This window comes from Thiomicrolovo sp. ZZH C-3 (assembly GCF_054862725.1).
This window is the reverse complement of sequence record NZ_JBTKXX010000001.1, coordinates 1,120,657-1,139,467: the sequence shown is the minus strand read 5'-3', so window position 1 is coordinate 1,139,467 and position 18,811 is coordinate 1,120,657. Positions and strand designations below refer to the sequence as shown.

Here is an 18,811-nt window from a genome sequence, read left to right as displayed (position 1 = left end):
TTTCGCCTTTTTTACAGCATTTCGCACCCTGGAACAGCACAGGAAGGGGGCATTTCCATGTGCGAGTGCTATTTCCCCTCTTCGGTTATAATGACGGCCATTTGTCAAAAAGGAGTCCCCATTATGAAACTGATTCCGGTGGCCGCGATGGCAGCAGTGATGTTGCTCAGTTCCGGCTGTGTTATGAAGAGTACGCACGAGGCGACGCTGCAGGAGCTGAACCAGACCCGCGCGCAGCTCGGTTCCGCGCAGCAGACCATCAAGGAGCAGCGCGACGAGATCGCCCGCAACCAGGCGCAGATCGCCAAGGACCGCGAGGAGATCGCCAAGGGCAAGTCGCAGATCGAGTTCAACAACGTCGAACTGAGCGAGATGGAGATGCGCAAGCTGCAGCTCCAGCAGGAGCTCGAGGCGGCCCGCAAAGAGCTGGGGGCTTCCCGCGAACAGCTTGAGACCATGAAGCAGATCGAGGCCGAGACGCAGAAGCGCAACGAGATCTACGCGCAATTCGTCAAGGAGCTGCAGAAGATGATCGACGGCGGGCAGCTAACCGTCTCCATCGAGAAGGGGCGCATCGTCATCAACCTCCCCGATGAAGTCCTCTTTGCCAGCGGCAGCGCGACGGTGAACAAAGCGGGCCGGGAGGCGCTGGCGCAGATCGCCAAGGCCCTCGCCGCCTTCCCCGACCGCCGCTTCCAGGTCGAGGGGCACACGGACAACGTCCCCATCAAGAGCGCGCGCTTCCCGAGCAACTGGGAGCTCTCCACAGCGCGCGCCCTCAGCGTCGTCCACCTGATGGTCGACGAGGGCGTCTCCGCCGACAACGTCTCTGCCGCCGGCTTCGGCGAGTTCCACCCCCGCGCGACCAACGAAACGCCGGAGGGGCGCGCGCTCAACCGCCGCATCGAGATCATCATGCTGCCGAACCTGGAGATCCTCTCCAACGAGCTTCCCAAGCTCGCCGAATAACCCGCCTGCGGGCACACGTTGCCCGCCCTCTTCCCTTATCACCTTTTTATCTCTTGTCGAAATGAGCTTCACAATTTAATTTTGATTTTATTTTAGTGGCGTTATCATGACTCTAGTACGTACGAAAGATCTTTAAAAAGGTACCGCAAAGGAAGCCAATGAATCAAACGAATTTATTGGCGGTTGTGGGTCCCTCGTCGCCGGGGGAAGCCGCCCCTAAAAAAGAGTTGGGGTATGGGCTGAAACGCGACGAAGGATCGGGTAAACGCAGTAAGATGCTTTTTCTGTGAGAGCGTGAAGCCGGGTCGAAGCAGCCAATAGAGCTCGGCGCGCATGACAGTGCAGCGCCACCAGATGCGACCACGGTCGCTTCGCCCTCTTACAGACAAGATGCCGGGCAACCTCGCTCCAGAGATTGGAACCGTCGCGCCGCTTAAATCGGGCTCGCGACACTATGAGAGGTCCTATGCCCCTTCGGGAGTTCGGCATCTTACACAGGGTGCGCCGTATGCACCGCCTGGGCCATCAAACCGCCCACGGGAGCGCTGAGGCTCCCACCGCTGCCGCGTGAAGCGGGAGCGGCACATTTAGATGACTCCCTGTTCCCGCGCTTTTAAAATAGAATGCGATTGGCGCGTTTTTGGAAGTTCAGTCGGCGACTTTGCCGCGCAGCTTTTTCTTTTCTCCATGTCTCTTTTTCGTCTGCAATCTTTTTTTGACGGACCCCTTCGTCGGTTTCGTTGCAATACGCTTCTTTTTGGAGACATTGACGCTTTTGATCAGCTCCACGAGCCTTTCCAACGCCTCCTCTTTGTTCTGTTCACGGCTGCGGTGCTGCTGGGACTTGATAACGACGATCCCCTCCTTCGTAATACGGCTCTCTTTCAGGGCGAGCAGGCGCTCTTTGTAAAACTCAGGGAGTGAAGACGCAGCGATGTCAAAACGGAGGTGAATGGCTGCAGAGGTCTTATTGACCTTCTGCCCGCCGGAGCCCTGGGCACGGATGGCCTCGATCTCGATCTCATCCTCGTCAAGGCTTACGTTGTTCGAAATGGTAAGCATGGTTCCCTAGAACGAGGACATCAGGATGTTGTAGAGCAGGTAGACGATGATCGCGATGGCGAAGGCGCTGAGTATCCAGTTGCGTTTATTGGAAGATATCGGTTTTTCGTAGTCGCTGGACTCGTCCAGCTCCGGTTCGCGTTCGTCGAGTTCGGAGAGCGGTTTGTCGGCCATGGTGTTATCCTTTGGTGATCTGTCAGCTTTCATTATAGCAGGAGACTACAACGCTTCATACTCCAGGGTGTAAGTAAGTTCGGGAAAGTGGCGCTCCAGCATCTGTTCCACGGCATCGCGGTACTGCGCCGCAGTCCGGGCATCCGCGGAGAGAAAGACAAAGGCAATGTCGCCCTCTTTGGGGTACTCGCCGCTGACGTCCATCACGGAGACGTTGAAGGCTTTCAGCCGCTCTTTTATGCCGTTCATGACGCTGCGGCGCCCCTTGAGGGAGTGGACATGGGGGAGTTCAAAATGGAGGTAGCAGTGGCAGATAAGCATTATCACCTTTTTGTATGTCTGTAAATTTAAACATCATTTGTGTGTCAATAGTAACATTATTTTAATACTGATGCGCTAGAATCCCGCAACATGAATCGCCGGTGAGAGAGTGATACCTGTCAGAGGAAAAAAATGAAATCGTTCAAAAAGAGGGTCTGCCCCCACTGCGGTTCGGAACACGCCAAACGGCGCAAACGTACCTTTGTCGAAAAATACCTGCGCTTTAAAAAAAGAAAGTACGAGTGTTACGACTGCGGCCGTATCTACTACACCTGATCAAAGACCAACTCCCCCTTCGCGCCATGCACTCCCTGTTACGGAGGATGGATATAATGGCACCATGAAAAAATCGATCCTTATCACCGGCTGTTCCAGCGGCATCGGCTATGAAACGGCCCTGGCACTTTTCAGAGCGGGGTACGACGTCTATGCCACGGCGCGTGCCCACGAAGATGTTCTCAGGCTTGTCTCGGAGGGGCTGAACGCCCACCGGCTCGATGTCACCGACCCCGACAGCATCGACGCGGCCCTGAAATGGGTCCTGGAGCAGACGGGCGGTACCCTCTACGCGCTCTTCAACAACGCCGGGTACGGCCAGCCCGGTGCGCTGGAAGACGTGCCGACCTTCGCCCTGCGCGAACAGTTCGAGACGAACGTCCTTGGGCTGCATGAACTGACCCGCCGCGTCCTGCCCCTTATGCTCGCGCAGGGGTACGGGCGCATCCTGCAGCACAGCTCGGTGCTGGGGCTTGTCTCGCTGCGCTTCCGCGGCGCCTACAACGCCAGCAAGTACGCCATCGAGGGGCTCTGCGACACCCTGCGCCTGGAGCTGGAGGGTACGGGCGTCCATGTCGTCACCCTCAATACGGGCCCGATCCGCTCAAAGTTCCGCGACAACGCCATCAAAATGTTCGAGAAGAATATAGACACATCGCGGAGCCGTTTTGCGGATGTCTACGGTGAAGAGGTCTACAAGCGCAAGCAGCACAAAGAGGAGAAGGACCGTTTCACCCGCGATGCGGACGCCGTCATCGAAAAGGTCATCAGGGCCCTTGAAGCGGAGCGCCCCGCCCCGCGCTACCACATTACCGGGGCGACGGTGCTGCTGGCCGCGTTCAAGCGGCTGCTGCCGACCGCTCTACTGGACCGGATCTTGATAAAGATTTAGCATAGGTGTAAGGTGTTAGGTATTGGGTTCTTGGTTAAGGTGATAAGTAGTGTGCCGCAGCACGCTTAAGAGCGCCTGCGGCGCAACCTACAACCTACAACCTACAACCTACAACCTACAACCTACAACCTACAACCTACAACCTACAACCTACTACCTACTACCTACTACCTACTACCTAAAATCCATCACCCCAACAACCCCTTTTCCAGCGCCGCCTCCGCTTCGCGCCGGCCCGCGTCAAAGGCCTCATCGAGTTTGGAGGTGTCGAAGATGTTCATCTCCGCGCACCCCTGAATCTCCAGGTAGGCATCGGCAAAGTGCTTCGACGCCTCGACGTTCGCCGCCATCATCAGGATAAGGGCGCGGTAGGTCGTCTGCATGACGTTCTTGGGCTCCTGGGGCAAAATGGCGTTGACATTGATGCCGAGGACCGGCAGGCCCAGATCTTTAAGTGCGCGTACCGGCATGTTATCCATAAAACCGCCGTCGCCCAGGCGCATCCCCTCGTAGGCGACCGGGGCGAAAAAGGGGATGAGCGACGAAGAGGCTGCGGCCAGCTTGGCAATGGGACCACGGTCAAAATAGCGGATCGTTCCCGCCGTCAGGTCCGTCGCGGCGATAATGCAGGGGGTTTGGAGCGCTTCGATGTCGCTGACGGAGAGGTGATGGGAAAGCAGCCGTTCGATCCCCTTGAGGGCGAAGACGCCGCCCTGGCGGAAGTGGCGCACAAGATCGATGCGCCGGAGCTCGCGGTAGATCTCCAGGACCTCCCGCGGGGTACGGCCGTCGCAGAGCAGGACTCCGGCCAGGGCCCCGCCGCTGCTGCCGGCGACCGCAGCAATATCATAGCCCTGCTGCTGCAAGACCTCGACGACGCCCAGGTGGGCCACGGCGCGCACGCCGCCGCCGGAGAGCGCGAGTGCGATCTTTTTCGGTGAATGCTGCGTTGGCATGACTGACCCCTTTGGTGTTACGTGTTACGTGTTACGTGTTACGTGTTACGTGTTACGTGTTACGTGTTACGTGTTACGTGTTACGTGTTACGTGTTACGTGTTACGTGTTACGTGTTACGTGTTACGTGTTACGTGTTACGTGTTACGTGTTACGTGTTACGTGTTACGTGTTACGTGTTACGTGTTACGTGTTACGTGTTACGTGTTACGTGTTACGTGTTACGTGTTACGTGTTACGTGTTACGTGTTACGTGTTACGTGTTACGTGTTACGTGTTACGTGTTACGTGTTACGTGTTACGTGTTACGTGTTACGTGTTACGTGTTACGTGTTACGTGTTACGTGTTACGTGTTACGTGTTACGTGTTACGTGTTACGTGTTACGTGTTACGTGTTACGTGTTACGTGTTACGTGTTACGTGTTACGTGTTACGTGTTACGTGTTACGTGTTACGTGTTACGTGTTACGTGTTACGTGTTACGTGTTACGTGTTACGTGTTACGTGTTACGTGTTACGTGTTACGTGTTACGTGTTACGTGTTACGTGTTACGTGTTACGTGTTACGTGTTACGTGTTACGTGTTACGTGTTACGTGTTACGTGTTACGTGTTACGTGTTACGTGTTACGTGTTACGTGTTACGTGTTACGTGTTACGTGTTACGTGTTACGTGTTACGTGTTACGTGTTACGTGTTACGTGTTACGTGTTACGTGTTACGTGTTACGTGTTACGTGTTACGTGTTACGTGTTACGTGTTACGTGTTACGTGTTACGTGTTACGTGTTACGTGTTACGTGTTACGTGTTACGTGTTACGTGTTACGTGTTACGTGTTACGTGTTACGTGTTACGTGTTACGTGTTACGTGTTACGTGTTACGTGTTACGTGTTACGTGTTACGTGTTACGTGTTACGTGTTACGTGTTACGTGTTACGTGTTACGTGTTACGTGTTACGTGTTACGTGTTACGTGTTACGTGTTACGTGTTACGTGTTACGTGTTACGTGTTACGTGTTACGTGTTACGTAGGATGACATGTCATCCTTACCTCCGTATTAATTCCGTAATTCTTAGCACGTAGCACGACACGCCAAACGCTTACTGTTTGGCGTCTTCCAGTTCCTTTTTCAGGTATTCGCCGGTGTAGCTGCCGGTCTCGTCGGCCATCCCTGCCACCGCTTCGGGGTCGCCGACGGCGATAATGCGGCCGCCCTTGCTGCCCCCTTCGGGGCCCATGTCGATGATGTAGTCGGCGTTCTTGACCATGTCGAGGTTGTGCTCGATGACGAGGACGGAGTTGCCCAGCTCTACAAGGTGGTGCAGCACCTGCGTGAGGCGGTCGACATCGGCGAAGTGAAGCCCCGTCGTCGGTTCGTCAAGGATGTAAAGGGTGTTGCCCGTATCTTTGCGGCTGAGCTCCTTGGAGAGCTTGATGCGCTGCGCCTCACCGCCCGACAGCGTCACGGCGTTCTGCCCCAGGGTGATGTAACCGAGGCCGACGTCGTGCAGGGTTTTCAGGATCGCCTTGATCTTCGGGATGGCGTCAAAGAATTTCAGTGCCTCCTCGACGCTCATCGAAAGCACATCGGCGATGGACTTGCCCTTGTACTCGATCTCGAGGGTCTGCGGGTTGTAGCGGGTGCCGTGACAGGCGTCGCACTTGACCATGATGTCGGGGAGGAAGTGCATCTCGATCTTGAGCTCCCCTTCCCCCTGGCACTTCTCGCAGCGGCCGCCCTTGACGTTGAAGCTGTAGCGGCTGGCCGTGTAGCCGCGGATCTGGGAGAGTTTCGTTTTCGCAAAGAGGTTGCGGATCTCATCCATCAGCCCCGTATAGGTCGCCGGGTTCGAACGCGGGGTGCGGCCGATGGGGCTCTGGTCGAGGTAGATCACCTTGTCGAGCTGCTCCAGCCCCGTGATCTCGACCCCGGCGACGGTGTGGACCTTGCGCGCACGGTTAAGGAGTTCCCTCGCCGTCGGCAGCAGGGTCTGCAGGATGAGCGAGCTCTTGCCACTGCCGCTCACCCCGGTGACGCAGACGAGGTTCTGCAGCGGGATGCGCGCGGAGAGCTCCTCGATGTTGTTGATGGTGACGTTCTTGATCTCGATCCAGTTCTCCTGCTCGCGGCGGTAGAAGTACTCGATCTTCTTCTTGCCCGTCATGTAGGCCGCCGTCTCCGTCTTCGCCTTCATGAGCTGCTTGAGGGTCCCCGAAAAGACAACCTCCCCGCCGTACTGCCCCGCGCCGGGGCCGATGTCAATGATGTGGTCGGCGTGTTCGATCGTCTCCTTGTCGTGCTCGACGACAATGACGGTGTTGCCCTTCTCCTGCAGCGAGCGCAGGGTGCGGATAAGCTTGAGGGTGTCGCGCTCATGCAGGCCGATGGAGGGTTCGTCGAGGACGTACATGACACCGGTGAGGCCGCTGCCGATCTGGCTGGCGATCCGGATGCGCTGCGCCTCGCCCCCGCTGATGGTCCGGGCGTCGCGGCTCAGTGTCAGGTAGCCCAGGCCGACGTCGAAGAGGAAGAAGAGGCGCTCTTTGATCTCGTTGAGGATGGGCGCGGCGATCATGCGGTCCTGCTCGCCGAGGAAGGCGAAGGTGTCCTCGGCGGTGAACCAGCGGTAGGTATCCTCGATGGGCTGGGAGATAACGCCGCTGATCTTCTGACCCGCCACGTCGACGGCGAGGCTTTCGCGGCGCAGGCGGTGACCGCCGCAGACGTTGCACACCTTCTCGCTCATGTAGTCCTGGATATCCTTCTCGTCCTTGAACATGTCATAGGCGATGCGGATGATCCCCGGCCAGATCCGTTTGACGGGGTGGTTCTTCCACTTGAAGGTCACCTCGTTGATGCTGCCGTGCAGGATGGCCTTTTTCTGATGCTCCTCCAGCTCGCGGAACGGGATCGTGATGTCGATCCCCTCGGTCTCGCAGAAGCCTTTGAGGAAGGTGAAGTAGTACCCCTTGTTGAAGCCGTAGACGATCTTGACCGCGCCCTTTTCGATGGGAAGGTCGCCGTCGATGATCTTGTCGTGGTCCAGGGCGTAGCGGATGCCGAGGCCGTCGCACTCGGGGCAGGCGCCCTTGGGGGAGTTGAAGGAGAAGCTGAGCGGCTCGAGGGGTTCGAAGCTCACCTTGCAGTCGAAACAGGCGTTGTGCTCGCTGTAGTGGATGACGTTCGCGGTCAGGTCCATCTCGGTATGGTTCATGATCTCCACTTCGACCTCGCCGTAACTCTCCTTGAGCGCCTTTTCGACGTCCTGGGCGATCCGGTCTTTGTTCTCCTCCTTGATAACGACACGGTCGATGACGACCTTGATGGTGTGCTTCTTCGTCTTGGAGAGTTCGATCTCCTCGTCCAGGCGCACCATGACGCCGTCGACCATCGCCCGGACATACCCTTTGTGACGCAGCCCCTCGATCAGGTCGGCGAAGCTCCCCTTCTTCTCGCGGATCAGCGGGGCGAGGATGACGGCCTTGGAGCCTTCGGGGAGCTTCTGCACCTGCTCGATGATGTCGGCGGCGGACATCTGCGAGATCTCCTTGCCGCAGAGGTGGCAGTGCTGCACGCCGATGCGGGCGAAGAGCAGGCGGAGGTAGTCGTAGATCTCGGTAATGGTGCCGACGGTCGAACGGGGGTTCTTGGAGGTCGTCTTCTGGTCGATGGCGATGGCGGGGGTGAGGCCGTCGATCTTGTCGACGTCGGGCTTGCCGATGCGGTCGAGGAACTGGCGGGCGTAGCTGGAGAGGCTCTCGATGTAGCGGCGCTGCCCTTCGGCGTAGAGGGTGTCGAAAGCGAGGGTCGATTTGCCCGATCCCGAGAGGCCCGTACAGACGACCAGCTTGTTTTTGGGCACTTCGAGCGAGATGTTCTTGAGGTTATGCTCCCGCGCGCCCGTGATCGTGATCTTATCCATGCTTTACCACCAATCTGTAGAAGAAGTATCCGATGACCACCAGGTAGAAGGCGATCATCAGGAGTTTGTGCTGCTTGACGGGAACGACGTGCTTGAGCCAGATCCCGCCGAAGACCCCCGCCATCGAGGCGATCCCGATCAGGACGCCGTGATAGTAGTCGACGTATCCCCCCGCCGAAAGGCTGACCAGCCCGGAGATGGAGGAGAAGACGACGAAGAAGAGGCCGGCAGAGATGGCGTTCTTGAGCGGCACATGCAAGAAGCCTGCCAGGATCGGCACGAGGAGGATGGAGCCGCCGACCCCGATGGAGATGGAGAAGGCCCCCAGCAGCAGGCCGATGACGAAGAGCAGCGCCGGGTGGACCTTTTTGACCTCCTGGTCATGCTCGACGGTCTTGAAGAAGAGGCGTCCCAGGGCAAAGAGGACGAAGCCCATGAAGATCCACTCGAGCGTCCGCCCCGAAAGCGCGCTGACGATGAAACTGCTGCCCAGCGCACCCACGGCACCCCCGATGCCGATGGCCAGAACCATCCGCACGTCCAGGGTCCCCTTTTTCAGGTTCAGGTAGCTGCCGTAGATGGAGCTGAAGACCATCTGCACGACGGAGATACCGACGGCGCTTTTCATGTCAAAACCGATGAAGAGCAGTGCCGGGACCAGGATCGTCCCGCCGCCGATGCCGAAAAAGCCCGACAGCGCGCCGACGCCGATGCCCAAAAAAATAAGTTCGATAATCTCTGCCATCTGCCGCCCCGTGTGTTGATTCGCGCGATTATACAGGAGGCTCGGTAAAGAGGGGGTTATGATTATAGGGGAGGTTGATTGTTCAAAGTTGAAAGAAGCCGCCGCCGGTTCGGCGGCAGCATCGCGTTGTGAAAAACGCCTATTTCACCTTCAGGCTGAGGGCACTGTCCTGGACCGCCGCATCGACGATGAGGCGCAGGTCGCCGAAGACGACTTCGGCCAGCGTGCTGTACTCGATGACGTCGTCCTTCGTGATGGCGCCCGCCGCATACGCCTCCTCCACGGCCCCGCCGAACATCGTGTTGAACATGAAGTTAGGGTTGAGGAAACTGATCGTCAGCGTTTCGTTCGTATCGTCGGTCTCATCGACATAGACGGCGATCTCGCAGGGCAGCGCCGTAATGTATTCGCTGCCGAGCGCCGTCGCTTTTTTGGCATATTTGGGTGAACACGCCTCGACAACCTGCACCCCCGGGATGGCCAGCGGGTCCGGGCGTCCGCTGCGCCAGGCGGACCCGGCGGAGAGGCCCGGGACGTTCGTATCGGCCGTGGCGACATCGGTACCGAGCTTGGCGATGATCTCTTTGGCTACATTGGCGGCGTCCGTGGCCGAGAAGGTGCTGTTATCGTCCTTGCGGTAGTTGTAGACCAGATAAGGCGAAGTGAACGACACCGCTTCCATGCCCGCTTTGTCGAACACAGGCCCCATCTTCAGCATCGATTCCGCCGGGCTTCTGCCGGCCAGGGCCGCCAGTACCATCCCGCGGATCTCGGATTTGACATCGGAAGCGACCGCTTCGAGGGTACCGTCCGTATCGTTGATGTCCGTAAAGAAGATCGAGAATATCGCATCGGCATTGAGCATATCGACGTAGATGTTCTCCCCGTCGCTGTGGACGGAGACTTCGCACGGCAGCGCCGGTCCGTGGTGGCGCCCCGTGGCCATCGCCTTCGTAGCGTAATTGCTGTTGCAGAGCTCGACGACCCGGCTTTTGTTGGCACCGACGGGAATAGGCAGGAGGTCCGTGATCTCATACGTCTCCCCTTTGGAGGGGTTCGCCCCGGCGACGATCCAGTTGGTCGGATAGCCCAGCGCCGCGCTTTCGTCCGTCGTATCGACATAGGTCGCGATCTCGTCCGCCACGCCGAGGACGTCATCCCATGTTCCCGGGAAGACGGCGATACGCTCATAGGGCGTGATCACATCCGACGTGCTGCTGCTGTCCGAACCGCAGCCGACAAAACCGGTCGCCATCATGGCCGCCAGTGCGGCGGAACCGAGCAGATTTCTCTTACTGATCATTTCATCTCCTTGTATCGTCTGTTTAACGATGATACTAAGAAGTGTAATGCTTCCCGATGAAAAAAACATGACCAAATCTCTAAGATTTTTTCATGATTTTTTCAGACGGGTTCCCCCTGCTGCGCTGCAGCCCCCTCCTCTTCCCCGTCAAAAGTGATCACGGTGAAAAAGAGGCCGTCGTGCTGCCGCGTCTCGTAGCGGTACCCCAGCTTGTCGGCCAGGCGGTCGATGAGCTGCGAGCCGATATGGGAGCTGAAGAGGGTCTCGTCGCTCTTGGAGCCGACCTCGTTGACGATCTCCAACCGCTTGCTGGCCGGATCGACGGTCGTACGGATCACGGAGTGGTTCTTCGTGTGCATGAAGATGTTCTCGAAAACGGCCTGCATCACCTTCTGCATCGCCGCCTTGTGGATATGGAGGGTGAAATCCTGCTCAAAGTTCGCCACGATCGTCAGGTCCTTCTTCTCCAGGATGGGCAGGAAGGCCTGCTGCATCAGACGGCACTGCTCCTGCATCGGGACATCCTCCCGCGCCTCACGCATATCCCACTCGATCTCTTTGAGGAAGATCAGCTCCTTGAGCTTGTTGCTGATCGTCGCAATGTCCGCTTCGCTCTCGGCGACGAAACGTTTTTTTTCAAAGGCATCATCCTCGGCAAAGAGCGCCAGGCGCGCTTTGAGCACCGCGATGGGGGCTTTGATCTCGTGGGCGGCCTCCTTGAAGATGTTCTGCTTCTCCCGGCAGAGCGAGCGGTTGGCCTGCTGCAGGGCGATGATCGCATTTTTAAGTTCACTCACCTCCGCCGGTCCGCTGCATACCGGGACCGCCTTTTCATCCCCCGCACTTGAACGGCAGTAGCGGACCAGGCAGCGCAGGGGGTGCAGCAGCCGTGTCAGAAAAAGGGAGAAGAGCAGGATGAACAGCAGCAGGATCAGCCCGAAGACGGCGGCCAGGTGCAGGGCCATCTCACGGCTCTTCTGCTCGATCCTTACTGTATTCGAACGGACCTTCAGGTAGCGTCCGTCCGGCAACACGGCGATGACGGCAACTTCCTCCGCCTGCGGCGGAAGGCTGTCGGTGACCGAGAAGGTCAGATCGTCGAAGAGGTCGACGAACGGGGCGCTGTGGTAGGCTTCGAGCAGGTGGAAGTTCTGCCGGATCGTCTCATTGTCATAGGTGTAGAGACGGTGGCGGACGACATCCTCGGAGAGGACTTTCAGTGACTGGTGCAGGTTCTGCCTGAGCTCGGCGTGGTAGCGGTAGACGACGTAGCTTCCAAGCAGTACGAAGGTGATGACGCTGCTGAGCAGAAAGTACGAAAGGACGATCTGCTGCAGGCTTCTACGCCCTTTCAATCACGTACCCCCGGGTTTTGACGGTCTTGATGACCCCTTCGGGCAGTTTTTTGCGGATATTCTTGACCGTCGCGTCGATCGTATTGGAGGCGATGTTCTGCGGGTTGACGTAGAGGGCGTCAAGGAGTTCGTCCTTGGAGATGATCTGCCCCTGCTTCGCGAGCAGGTAGAAGAAGAGATCGCTCTCTTTGCGGCTGAGCAGGATCTCCTCCTCCGGGCTGCGGACCGAACGGCCCAGGGTATCGCAGGTGAGCCCGCCCACCTCGACCAGGGGCAGGCCCTGGTTCCGGCGTGCCAGCGCATGGATGCGTGCCAGGAGTTCGGCGTTATCGAAGGGTTTGTCGAGGTAGTCGTCCGCCCCGAGGTTCAGGCCCGCGATCTTATCGGCAATCGCGTCATAGGCGCTGATGATGATCACCCCCGTCTCGCTGCTGCGCTGCTTCACCTTGGTGATCAGCGACATCCCCACATCCACCCCGTTGATGTTGCGGTCAAGCAGGACGACGTTGTAGCAGTAGCGCTCGACGTAAGCCAGTGCTTCGGCCAGGTCGGAGACGACATCAATACGGAAATGGCGGGAGAGGTAGCCGCCGACCAGTTCGGCAAGCACGGTATCGTCTTCGAGCATCAGGATTCGCATATACAGTTCTCCTCACGTGTGCGGAGAGTGTAGCATGCAAGTGTTAGCGGAGTGTTAGGGGTGTTGCGCCTAATCGAAAGCGCAGGCGATCGGGTCTGTCTCCGTTGCCTCGCCGACGTAGCGGCTCTCTTTGAAAAAGCCGTCGATGAGGCTGCGGAACGCCGCGACGTCGTCGATACGGTTGACGTCGTTGCGCAGGGCCGAGGCGCCTGCGTACCCTTTGGAGTAGGTGTGAATGTGTTTGCGGAACATCGGGACGCCCCGCGGGCCGTAGAAGTCGATCATCCGGTCGTAGTGCTCCATGATGATCTCGTAGCGGATCATCGGGTCGATGGTCGCGCTGCCGGTCTTGAGCTGGTGGAAGATCCACGGGGCCCCGACGGCGCCGCGGCCGATCATCACGCCGTCGGCCTTCGTATGCTCCAGCACCCACTGCGCCTTTTCATAACTGTCGATGTCACCGTTGGCGATAACGGGGATGGAGACGGCCTGCTTGATCTCGGCGATGGCATCATAATCGACCTCCGCCTTGAACTTTCCGGCGCGGGTGCGGCCGTGGACCGCCAGGAAATCCGCCCCGCTCTCCTCGACCAGTTTCGCGATCTCGAGGTGGTTCTTCTCGGCGAAGCCCAGACGGATCTTGACCGAGGTGAGCGGCTTGTTCGAGGTCGCCTTGATCGTCTCGATGATCCGCCCCATCTGCGGCAGGTCCTTGAGCAGGGAGCTGCCTGAGCCGTGGCTGACGACCTTCGGGACGGGGCAGCCGCAGTTGAGGTCGATGATGTCGATGTCATCCTGTTCGTTAAGGAGCTCGACGGCGCGGCGGACGATCTCCGTATCGGCCCCGGCGATCTGGACCGAGTAAGGGTCCTCGTTGGGGCTGCGCTCGAGCATCTTGAGGGTCTTCTGCGATCCGTAGGCCAGTGCGTTGGAGCTGAGCATCTCGCTCACCGTCAGGTCCGCGCCGAACTTTTTCACGACGCTGCGAAAAGGCAGGTCGGTATAGCCCGCCAGGGGTGCGAGGACATATAAAGGTTTGGAGAAATCAAGAATGTCTTTTAAAATCATGCGCGTATTTTAGCGAAAAACGGGGTGAGAAAGTGTGCGCCCCGAAGGAAGTGCTCTCGGAGTGCGCCCTGAGCAAAGCGAAGAAGTGCCCTTGGGGTACGCCCTGAGTGGTACGCGGAAGATGTGAACCCTTAAGCACGGTTTACCTGTGCGCGGGCCTGCTGCCGATGTAGCCTAGCGGAATTCCGCAACGTAGTGAGGACAACGCCAAACCCAGTGTTAACGTAGGTAGCCGGGCTTCGCTCGGCTGCCGTACAAGTTCCGAAGGCCTGTCAGGCCTTCGGAGAATAGTTTTGCAGCATCATGTTCGCAAAACGCTTGACGTCATAATGCTTGTTGCACGCCTTGAGGTCGGCGTAGGCTTTGAAGAGGACGTATTCGTTCTCCGCCGTCATCTGCAGCAGCTCTTTGGCGCGGTCGACCATCTCGAGGTCGAAGAGCGTAAAGAGGTAGCCGTCGAGGGCTTTGTCGTCGTTGTCCGAGAGCATCTCGAAGACGGCGATGCGCTGTTCGGGAAGCATATGTTCGCCCATCACGACGCCGAGGTAGAGATAATCCAGCGAAGAGAGCCCCTCGATGCGGGTGATGAAGTCCACCACCGTCGTGTTCGGGACGGAAAGGGTGTTCTCCTCCGCGTTGATACGGTTCACGATCGCGATGGCCGCCTTTAACGTCATGTAGGCGCGATACTTCTCAAGTACATGCAGGGGTGCGAAGACGCTGAGCTGCTCAAAAGCGAGCGCATGGATCGCCGCATCGTAACGCTCCGGCTTTGAGAGGACCGTTTCGGCATCGAGCTTGCCTTCGCTCAGAAGGTTGATCTGGTTCTGGCGCACCAGCGGGTTGTCGCTGGGCAGGTTGAAACGCTTGAGATCAGCGCCTTCACCCTGCTCGATCGTCCGGATCGCCTGCACGATGGCAGAGAGCTTGGGATGGTCGATCCCTTCAAGCCCCTCACCCGGAAGCATACGCGTATGGTCGGTAATTTCACCCATCAGCGCGTAGCGTTCCGTTTTGAAACTGTGCTGACGCGCCTCTTTTTGCAAAAAGGCGTCCGCCACGGCGTCGAGCAGGTGGGCGTAATCTTTCTCATACTTGCGCAGGCGCACGCTGCCGACGACGGAGTAGAAGAGCATATGGACCAGGGTGCCGGCATAGAGCAGCAGCATCGCCAGGGCGACCCAGACGGCCACCGGCAGTGACGGGAGCATCAGGCCGAGCAGTTCAATATGGATACTCTCTTTTGAGACGAAACCGTAAACGAACCAGCCGATCACGAAGATCAGCAGCAGTGCGGCGATACTGTAGCGTTTGATATACATGCGTTCCCCTTACTTGGCGTTGTTCTTCTCGGCGATCTCCCTGCAGTCAATGCAAAAACGCGCATGCGGCTTCACCTTGAGACGCGCAAAACTGATCGGCTCCTCGCACATTTCGCAGATGCCGTAGGTCCCGGCACTGATCTTGCTCAGTGCCAGTTCGATCTCGAGCAGTTCGGTCCCCTGCTGAGTACCGATTGCCGTATCGACCATATTTTCGTTGCTGATCGCGGCGTAATCGCCCTCGTCATTCATCTCAATGTCACTCAGACCGTCCAGCTCCGCCTCGACGCCGGAAATGTTCTTCATGATCTGCGCCTTGCGGGCACGCAGGATCTCCTCGAAATATGACAGTTCGCTGTTTTGCACGGGTGTCCTTATTTGTGGTAGGGGTGGTTGTTCAGGATCGTAAAACCGCGGTAGATCTGTTCGAGCAACACCGCCTTGGCGATCTTGTGGCTCATCGTCAGCGGCGAAAGGCTGATCACCTTGTCGCAGCGCCGCAGAAACGCGTCTTCGAATCCGAACGCCCCTCCGATATAAAATTGCACCGACATTTTATCACTAAGGAGCTTACTGAATTCGAAACTGTCGATTATTTTTCCATCAGGATGCAACGCAATCGAATATCCACGGTTTAAATAAGGCTCAAGGCTCTCCGTATAGGCCTGTTTTGCGGCCTCTTCCCCGATTGTGTGTGCTTTGGTGACGTTTTTGCCGAAAATTTCGACGTCATTGACTTTGGCGAAGCGCGAACTCATCTTTATAAGTTCTTTGTATAAAGGATCGTAGAGCGAGCGCTCTTTTTTGGCGATGGAGTAGAGGGTCACTTCCATGGCAGCGCCTCCGTGATGATCGCGCTCCCCATCACCCGCATCCGGGCATGCTCGAAGCGGTCTTCGAAGCCGACACCGCCGATGGCCGCGACCGGGTGAACGGAGGCGGAAGCCAGGATGTCGAGGTCTTCGCCCAGGACCGCCGCATCCGTTTTGGTCCCCGTCGCCCGGAACGCCCCCAGGCCGATGTAATCGATCCCCATGGCATTAGCCGCCGCGATCTCTTCGGCATTATGGGTCGAGAGGCCGATGACACAGTCGCTGCCCATCTCCCGGCGCAGGGATGCCGCCGCGGCGGCGGCATCCGCGCCGAAGCCAAGCAGGTCATCCTGTCCCACGTGCACGCCGTCACAAAGCGTATGAAGCTGCCAGCGGTCGTTGATGATCAGCATCCCGTCCCACAATGCCCGCAGTCGTTCCAGCGCCGCTTTGACGGTGTCGGTATCGGCTGCTTTGTTGCGGTACTGTATCAGCGAGACGTCCAGCCGGCGGCAGGCGTCGACATAGGGTTCCAGGTCAAGATTGTGGGCATCGAGCAACGCCTGGTCGCAGAGGGCGTAGAGGGCGTTGGACGGGAGGGAGGCGAAAAAAGGGTCTATTTCACTGCGCGTCATGGTCGGCCGAAGCGGGCAGCATCATGCGGATAAGATCTGAAATCGTCTCTTTGAGCTCGTTACGGTTGACGACCATATCGATGGAGCCGTGTTCGAGCAGGAACTCCGAACGCTGGAACCCCTCGGGGAGGTCCGAACCGATCGTCTGCTTGATAACGCGCTGGCCGGCAAACCCGATGAGCGAGCCCGGCTCGGCGATGATGATGTCCCCCAGGGTCGCAAAGGAGGCGCTGACCCCGCCCATCGTCGGGTCGGTCAGGACGGAGATGAAGGGGAGCTTGTGTTCACCCAGGCGCGCCAGGGCCGCAGAGGTCTTGCTCATCTGCATCAGGGAGAAGGTACTCTCCTGCATCCGCGCCCCGCCCGAAGCGCTGACGATGACGACCCCCTGCTTCTTCTCGATGGCACGGTGGATCGCACGGGTGATCTTCTCCCCCTCGACGGAGCCGAGCGATCCCCCCATAAAGGCAAAGTCGAAGACGCAGAGCTGGACCTTCACGCCGTTCATCGTACACTCGCCGCTGACAACGGAGGAGCGGCGGCCCGTCTTCTTCTCGCCCTCTTCGAGGCGCTTGACGTAGCTCTTTTTATCGACAAACTTCAGCGGGTCGATCGGCGCGAGCTCGGCGTCGAACTCGACGAAGCTCCCCTCGTCGGAAAGCAGCGCAATGCGCTTGTCGACGTTGATGCGCATATGGTGGCCGCATTTGGGGCAGACGTAATTCTGGTTTTCAACCTCTTTGTAGTACATCAGGGAGTTACAGGAGGGGCATTTGACCCAGTGTGCCGGAGCCTCGCTCTTGGTGGGCTGCTGTCGGGACGTGCCGCCGAAAAGGTTGAAAAGGTTCATCACGTATCCTTCGGGGTTCGGAAATAGTTTTGATTGATTGGGGGAATTGTAGCGAAAAAGTGCCCAGACTTCCCCTAAAAGCTCAGGGAAAGGGGCAGAGACACGGCGCCGAAAAGCGCAATTATTTCAGCAGGCTTTTGACGATGGAGCGTGCCGCTTCGCGGCCGTCGTAAACAGCGTTGACAACGAGGTCTGCACCCCGGTAGCAGTCGCCGCCGGCATAGATGCCCGCCGTGGAGGTCTGGTGGTTGTCGTCGACGACAATCCCGCCCCAGGCGTTGGTTTCGATACCGTTTTCCGCCAGGAACGACGGCACGGACGGGTTGAAGCCGAGGGCGAAGATGACGACGTCGGCATTGACCGTGAAGTCGCTTCCCTTGACCTCTTCCATCCGCTGGCGGCCGCTCTCATCCTTGGCGCCCAGGACGGTCTTGACCATCTCGACGCCGACGGCGCGGCCGTTCTCATCCAGCAGGACCTGCTTCGGCGAGGCCTGGAACTGGAAGTCCACCCCCTCTTCCATCGCGTTTTTATACTCTTTCTGGCTGCCCGGCATATTGTAGGCGTCGCGGCGGTAGAGGCACTTGACGCTGCGTGCGCCTTCGCGCTTGGCGGTACGCACACAGTCCATCGCCGTATCCCCACCCCCGACGACAACGACATCAAGGTCTTTGAATTCGAACTTCTTGTCATAGGAAAGTTTGAAGTTCTTTTTCTGGATCGCGGTGAGGTACTCCATCGCCATATAGACGTTCGGGGCCTGTTCACCGGTGATGCGGGCCGTTTTGCCCTTGGTCGCACCGATACCGATGAAGATGGCGTCGTGGCCGTTGACGATCTCTTCAAAGGTGACGTCCTTGCCGACTTCACAGTTGAGGACCAGTTCCAGACCCGCCTCTTCGAGCAGTTTGACACGGCGGTCGACGATCTTCTTGTCGAGTTTGAAGTTCGGGATACCGTAGGTCATCAGGCCGCCGGCGCGGTCGGAGCGCTCGTACATCGTGACGGCGATCCCGGAGCGCAGCAGGTAGGTGGCGGCAGAGAGGCCCGCAGGACCTGAACCGATGATCGCGACCTTCTTGTCCGTCGTGATCCCCGGGAACTCCGGCTTCAGGCCCGCTTTGAAGCCCTCTTCGTTGATAAAGGCTTCGACCGCACCGATCGTGATGGCGCCGTGGCCGTCATTGAGGGTACAGTCCCCTTCGCACAGGCGGTCCTGCGGACAGACACGCCCCATGACCTCCGGGAAGGGTGAGGGCTCGTTGGAGAGCTTGAAGGCGAACTCAAGGTCGTTTTCGGCCACGGCTTTGAGCCACTGCGGGATGTAGTTGTGCAGCGGACACTTGTTCAGACAGTAGGGGTCCCCGCACTGGACACAACGGTCGCTCTGTGCACCGGCTTCGTTCTTGCTGAATACTTCGTAGATCTCTTTAAAGTCCTTGACGCGGTCGACCACCAGGCGTTTTGTGGGATCGATACGTCCAATCGTTAAAAATTCTCTCATTC

The 18,811-nt window shown here is 58.1% G+C and carries 19 protein-coding genes; 3 read left to right on the top strand and 16 right to left on the bottom strand.

Annotated features, from left to right (window positions below; genetic code table 11):
• Positions 1 to 123: 123 nt before the first annotated feature.
• Positions 124 to 969: an OmpA/MotB family protein gene (locus ACXWTF_RS05860; RefSeq protein ID WP_461714072.1), complete on the top strand. Its 846-nt coding sequence runs from the start codon at positions 124 to 126 to the stop codon at positions 967 to 969.
• 648 nt (positions 970 to 1,617) lie between these two features.
• On the opposite strand, the gene arfB is transcribed toward ACXWTF_RS05860, so the two are convergent.
• Genes arfB through ACXWTF_RS05845 form a run of 3 tightly spaced genes read right to left on the bottom strand, consistent with a single transcriptional unit; the run spans position 1,618 to position 2,526 of the window.
• Entirely contained in the window at positions 1,618 to 2,031 is a 414-nt protein-coding gene (arfB, locus tag ACXWTF_RS05855; protein WP_461714071.1) for an alternative ribosome rescue aminoacyl-tRNA hydrolase ArfB, read from the bottom strand.
• Positions 2,032 to 2,037: 6 nt separating this feature from the next.
• Positions 2,038 to 2,205: a hypothetical protein gene (locus ACXWTF_RS05850; protein ID WP_461714070.1), complete on the bottom strand. Its 168-nt coding sequence runs from the start codon at positions 2,203 to 2,205 to the stop codon at positions 2,038 to 2,040.
• Positions 2,206 to 2,250: 45 nt separating this feature from the next.
• On the bottom strand, positions 2,251 to 2,526 hold the full coding sequence (locus tag ACXWTF_RS05845; RefSeq protein ID WP_461714069.1) for a DUF503 domain-containing protein: 276 nt from the start codon (positions 2,524 to 2,526) through the stop codon (positions 2,251 to 2,253).
• Positions 2,527 to 2,658: 132 nt separating this feature from the next.
• Here ACXWTF_RS05845 and ACXWTF_RS05840 point away from each other — a divergent pair, with 132 nt between their 5' ends.
• Together ACXWTF_RS05840 and ACXWTF_RS05835 are read left to right on the top strand one after the other, a co-directional pair.
• Positions 2,659 to 2,802, top strand: a complete 144-nt coding sequence (locus ACXWTF_RS05840; RefSeq protein ID WP_461714068.1) for a hypothetical protein — start codon at positions 2,659 to 2,661, stop codon at positions 2,800 to 2,802.
• 64 nt (positions 2,803 to 2,866) lie between these two features.
• Entirely contained in the window at positions 2,867 to 3,694 is an 828-nt protein-coding gene (locus ACXWTF_RS05835) for an SDR family NAD(P)-dependent oxidoreductase (protein WP_461714067.1), read from the top strand.
• Between the two features lie 188 nt (positions 3,695 to 3,882).
• On the opposite strand, the gene ACXWTF_RS05830 is transcribed toward ACXWTF_RS05835, so the two are convergent.
• The 13 genes from ACXWTF_RS05830 to ACXWTF_RS05770 form a co-directional block, all read right to left on the bottom strand.
• The gene (locus ACXWTF_RS05830) at positions 3,883 to 4,650 is read right to left on the bottom strand and encodes a patatin-like phospholipase family protein (protein WP_461714066.1); all 768 of its coding nucleotides are present in this window, start codon (positions 4,648 to 4,650) and stop codon (positions 3,883 to 3,885) included.
• A gap of 1,102 nt (positions 4,651 to 5,752) precedes the next feature.
• Positions 5,753 to 8,575, bottom strand: a complete 2,823-nt coding sequence (gene uvrA, locus ACXWTF_RS05825) for an excinuclease ABC subunit UvrA (RefSeq protein WP_461714065.1) — start codon at positions 8,573 to 8,575, stop codon at positions 5,753 to 5,755.
• Entirely contained in the window at positions 8,568 to 9,320 is a 753-nt protein-coding gene (locus ACXWTF_RS05820) for a sulfite exporter TauE/SafE family protein (protein ID WP_461714064.1), read from the bottom strand. Before ACXWTF_RS05820 ends, uvrA begins: the two co-directional genes overlap by 8 nt.
• Before the next feature lie 139 nt (positions 9,321 to 9,459).
• Complete coding sequence (locus ACXWTF_RS05815) at positions 9,460 to 10,623, bottom strand: DUF302 domain-containing protein (RefSeq protein ID WP_461714063.1); 1,164 nt, start codon at positions 10,621 to 10,623, stop codon at positions 9,460 to 9,462.
• Between the two features lie 101 nt (positions 10,624 to 10,724).
• Complete coding sequence (locus tag ACXWTF_RS05810) at positions 10,725 to 11,978, bottom strand: ATP-binding protein (protein ID WP_461714062.1); 1,254 nt, start codon at positions 11,976 to 11,978, stop codon at positions 10,725 to 10,727.
• Positions 11,965 to 12,618 (bottom strand): response regulator transcription factor, encoded by a 654-nt coding sequence (locus ACXWTF_RS05805; RefSeq protein WP_461714061.1) that lies wholly within the window; start codon positions 12,616 to 12,618, stop codon positions 11,965 to 11,967. Before ACXWTF_RS05805 ends, ACXWTF_RS05810 begins: the two co-directional genes overlap by 14 nt.
• A 69-nt stretch (positions 12,619 to 12,687) precedes the next feature.
• Positions 12,688 to 13,686, bottom strand: a complete 999-nt coding sequence (dusB, locus tag ACXWTF_RS05800) for a tRNA dihydrouridine synthase DusB (protein ID WP_461714060.1) — start codon at positions 13,684 to 13,686, stop codon at positions 12,688 to 12,690.
• A gap of 272 nt (positions 13,687 to 13,958) precedes the next feature.
• On the bottom strand, positions 13,959 to 15,008 hold the full coding sequence (locus ACXWTF_RS05795; protein ID WP_461714059.1) for a hypothetical protein: 1,050 nt from the start codon (positions 15,006 to 15,008) through the stop codon (positions 13,959 to 13,961).
• A gap of 9 nt (positions 15,009 to 15,017) precedes the next feature.
• Positions 15,018 to 15,374, bottom strand: coding sequence for an RNA polymerase-binding protein DksA (gene dksA / locus ACXWTF_RS05790; RefSeq protein ID WP_461714058.1), 357 nt, complete (start codon positions 15,372 to 15,374; stop codon positions 15,018 to 15,020).
• 8 nt (positions 15,375 to 15,382) lie between these two features.
• On the bottom strand, positions 15,383 to 15,841 hold the full coding sequence (locus tag ACXWTF_RS05785) for a 23S rRNA (pseudouridine(1915)-N(3))-methyltransferase RlmH (RefSeq protein WP_461714057.1): 459 nt from the start codon (positions 15,839 to 15,841) through the stop codon (positions 15,383 to 15,385).
• A complete protein-coding gene (locus ACXWTF_RS05780) occupies positions 15,832 to 16,455 on the bottom strand; it encodes a thiamine phosphate synthase (protein ID WP_461714056.1) in 624 nt (207 codons plus the stop codon). The genes ACXWTF_RS05785 and ACXWTF_RS05780 overlap by 10 nt, the downstream gene beginning before the upstream one ends.
• Positions 16,442 to 17,305, bottom strand: a complete 864-nt coding sequence (gene accD / locus ACXWTF_RS05775; protein ID WP_461714055.1) for an acetyl-CoA carboxylase, carboxyltransferase subunit beta — start codon at positions 17,303 to 17,305, stop codon at positions 16,442 to 16,444. The genes ACXWTF_RS05780 and accD overlap by 14 nt, the downstream gene beginning before the upstream one ends.
• 121 nt (positions 17,306 to 17,426) lie before the next feature.
• Positions 17,427 to 18,809: a glutamate synthase subunit beta gene (locus ACXWTF_RS05770; RefSeq protein ID WP_461714054.1), complete on the bottom strand. Its 1,383-nt coding sequence runs from the start codon at positions 18,807 to 18,809 to the stop codon at positions 17,427 to 17,429.
• Positions 18,810 to 18,811: the final 2 nt, after the last annotated feature.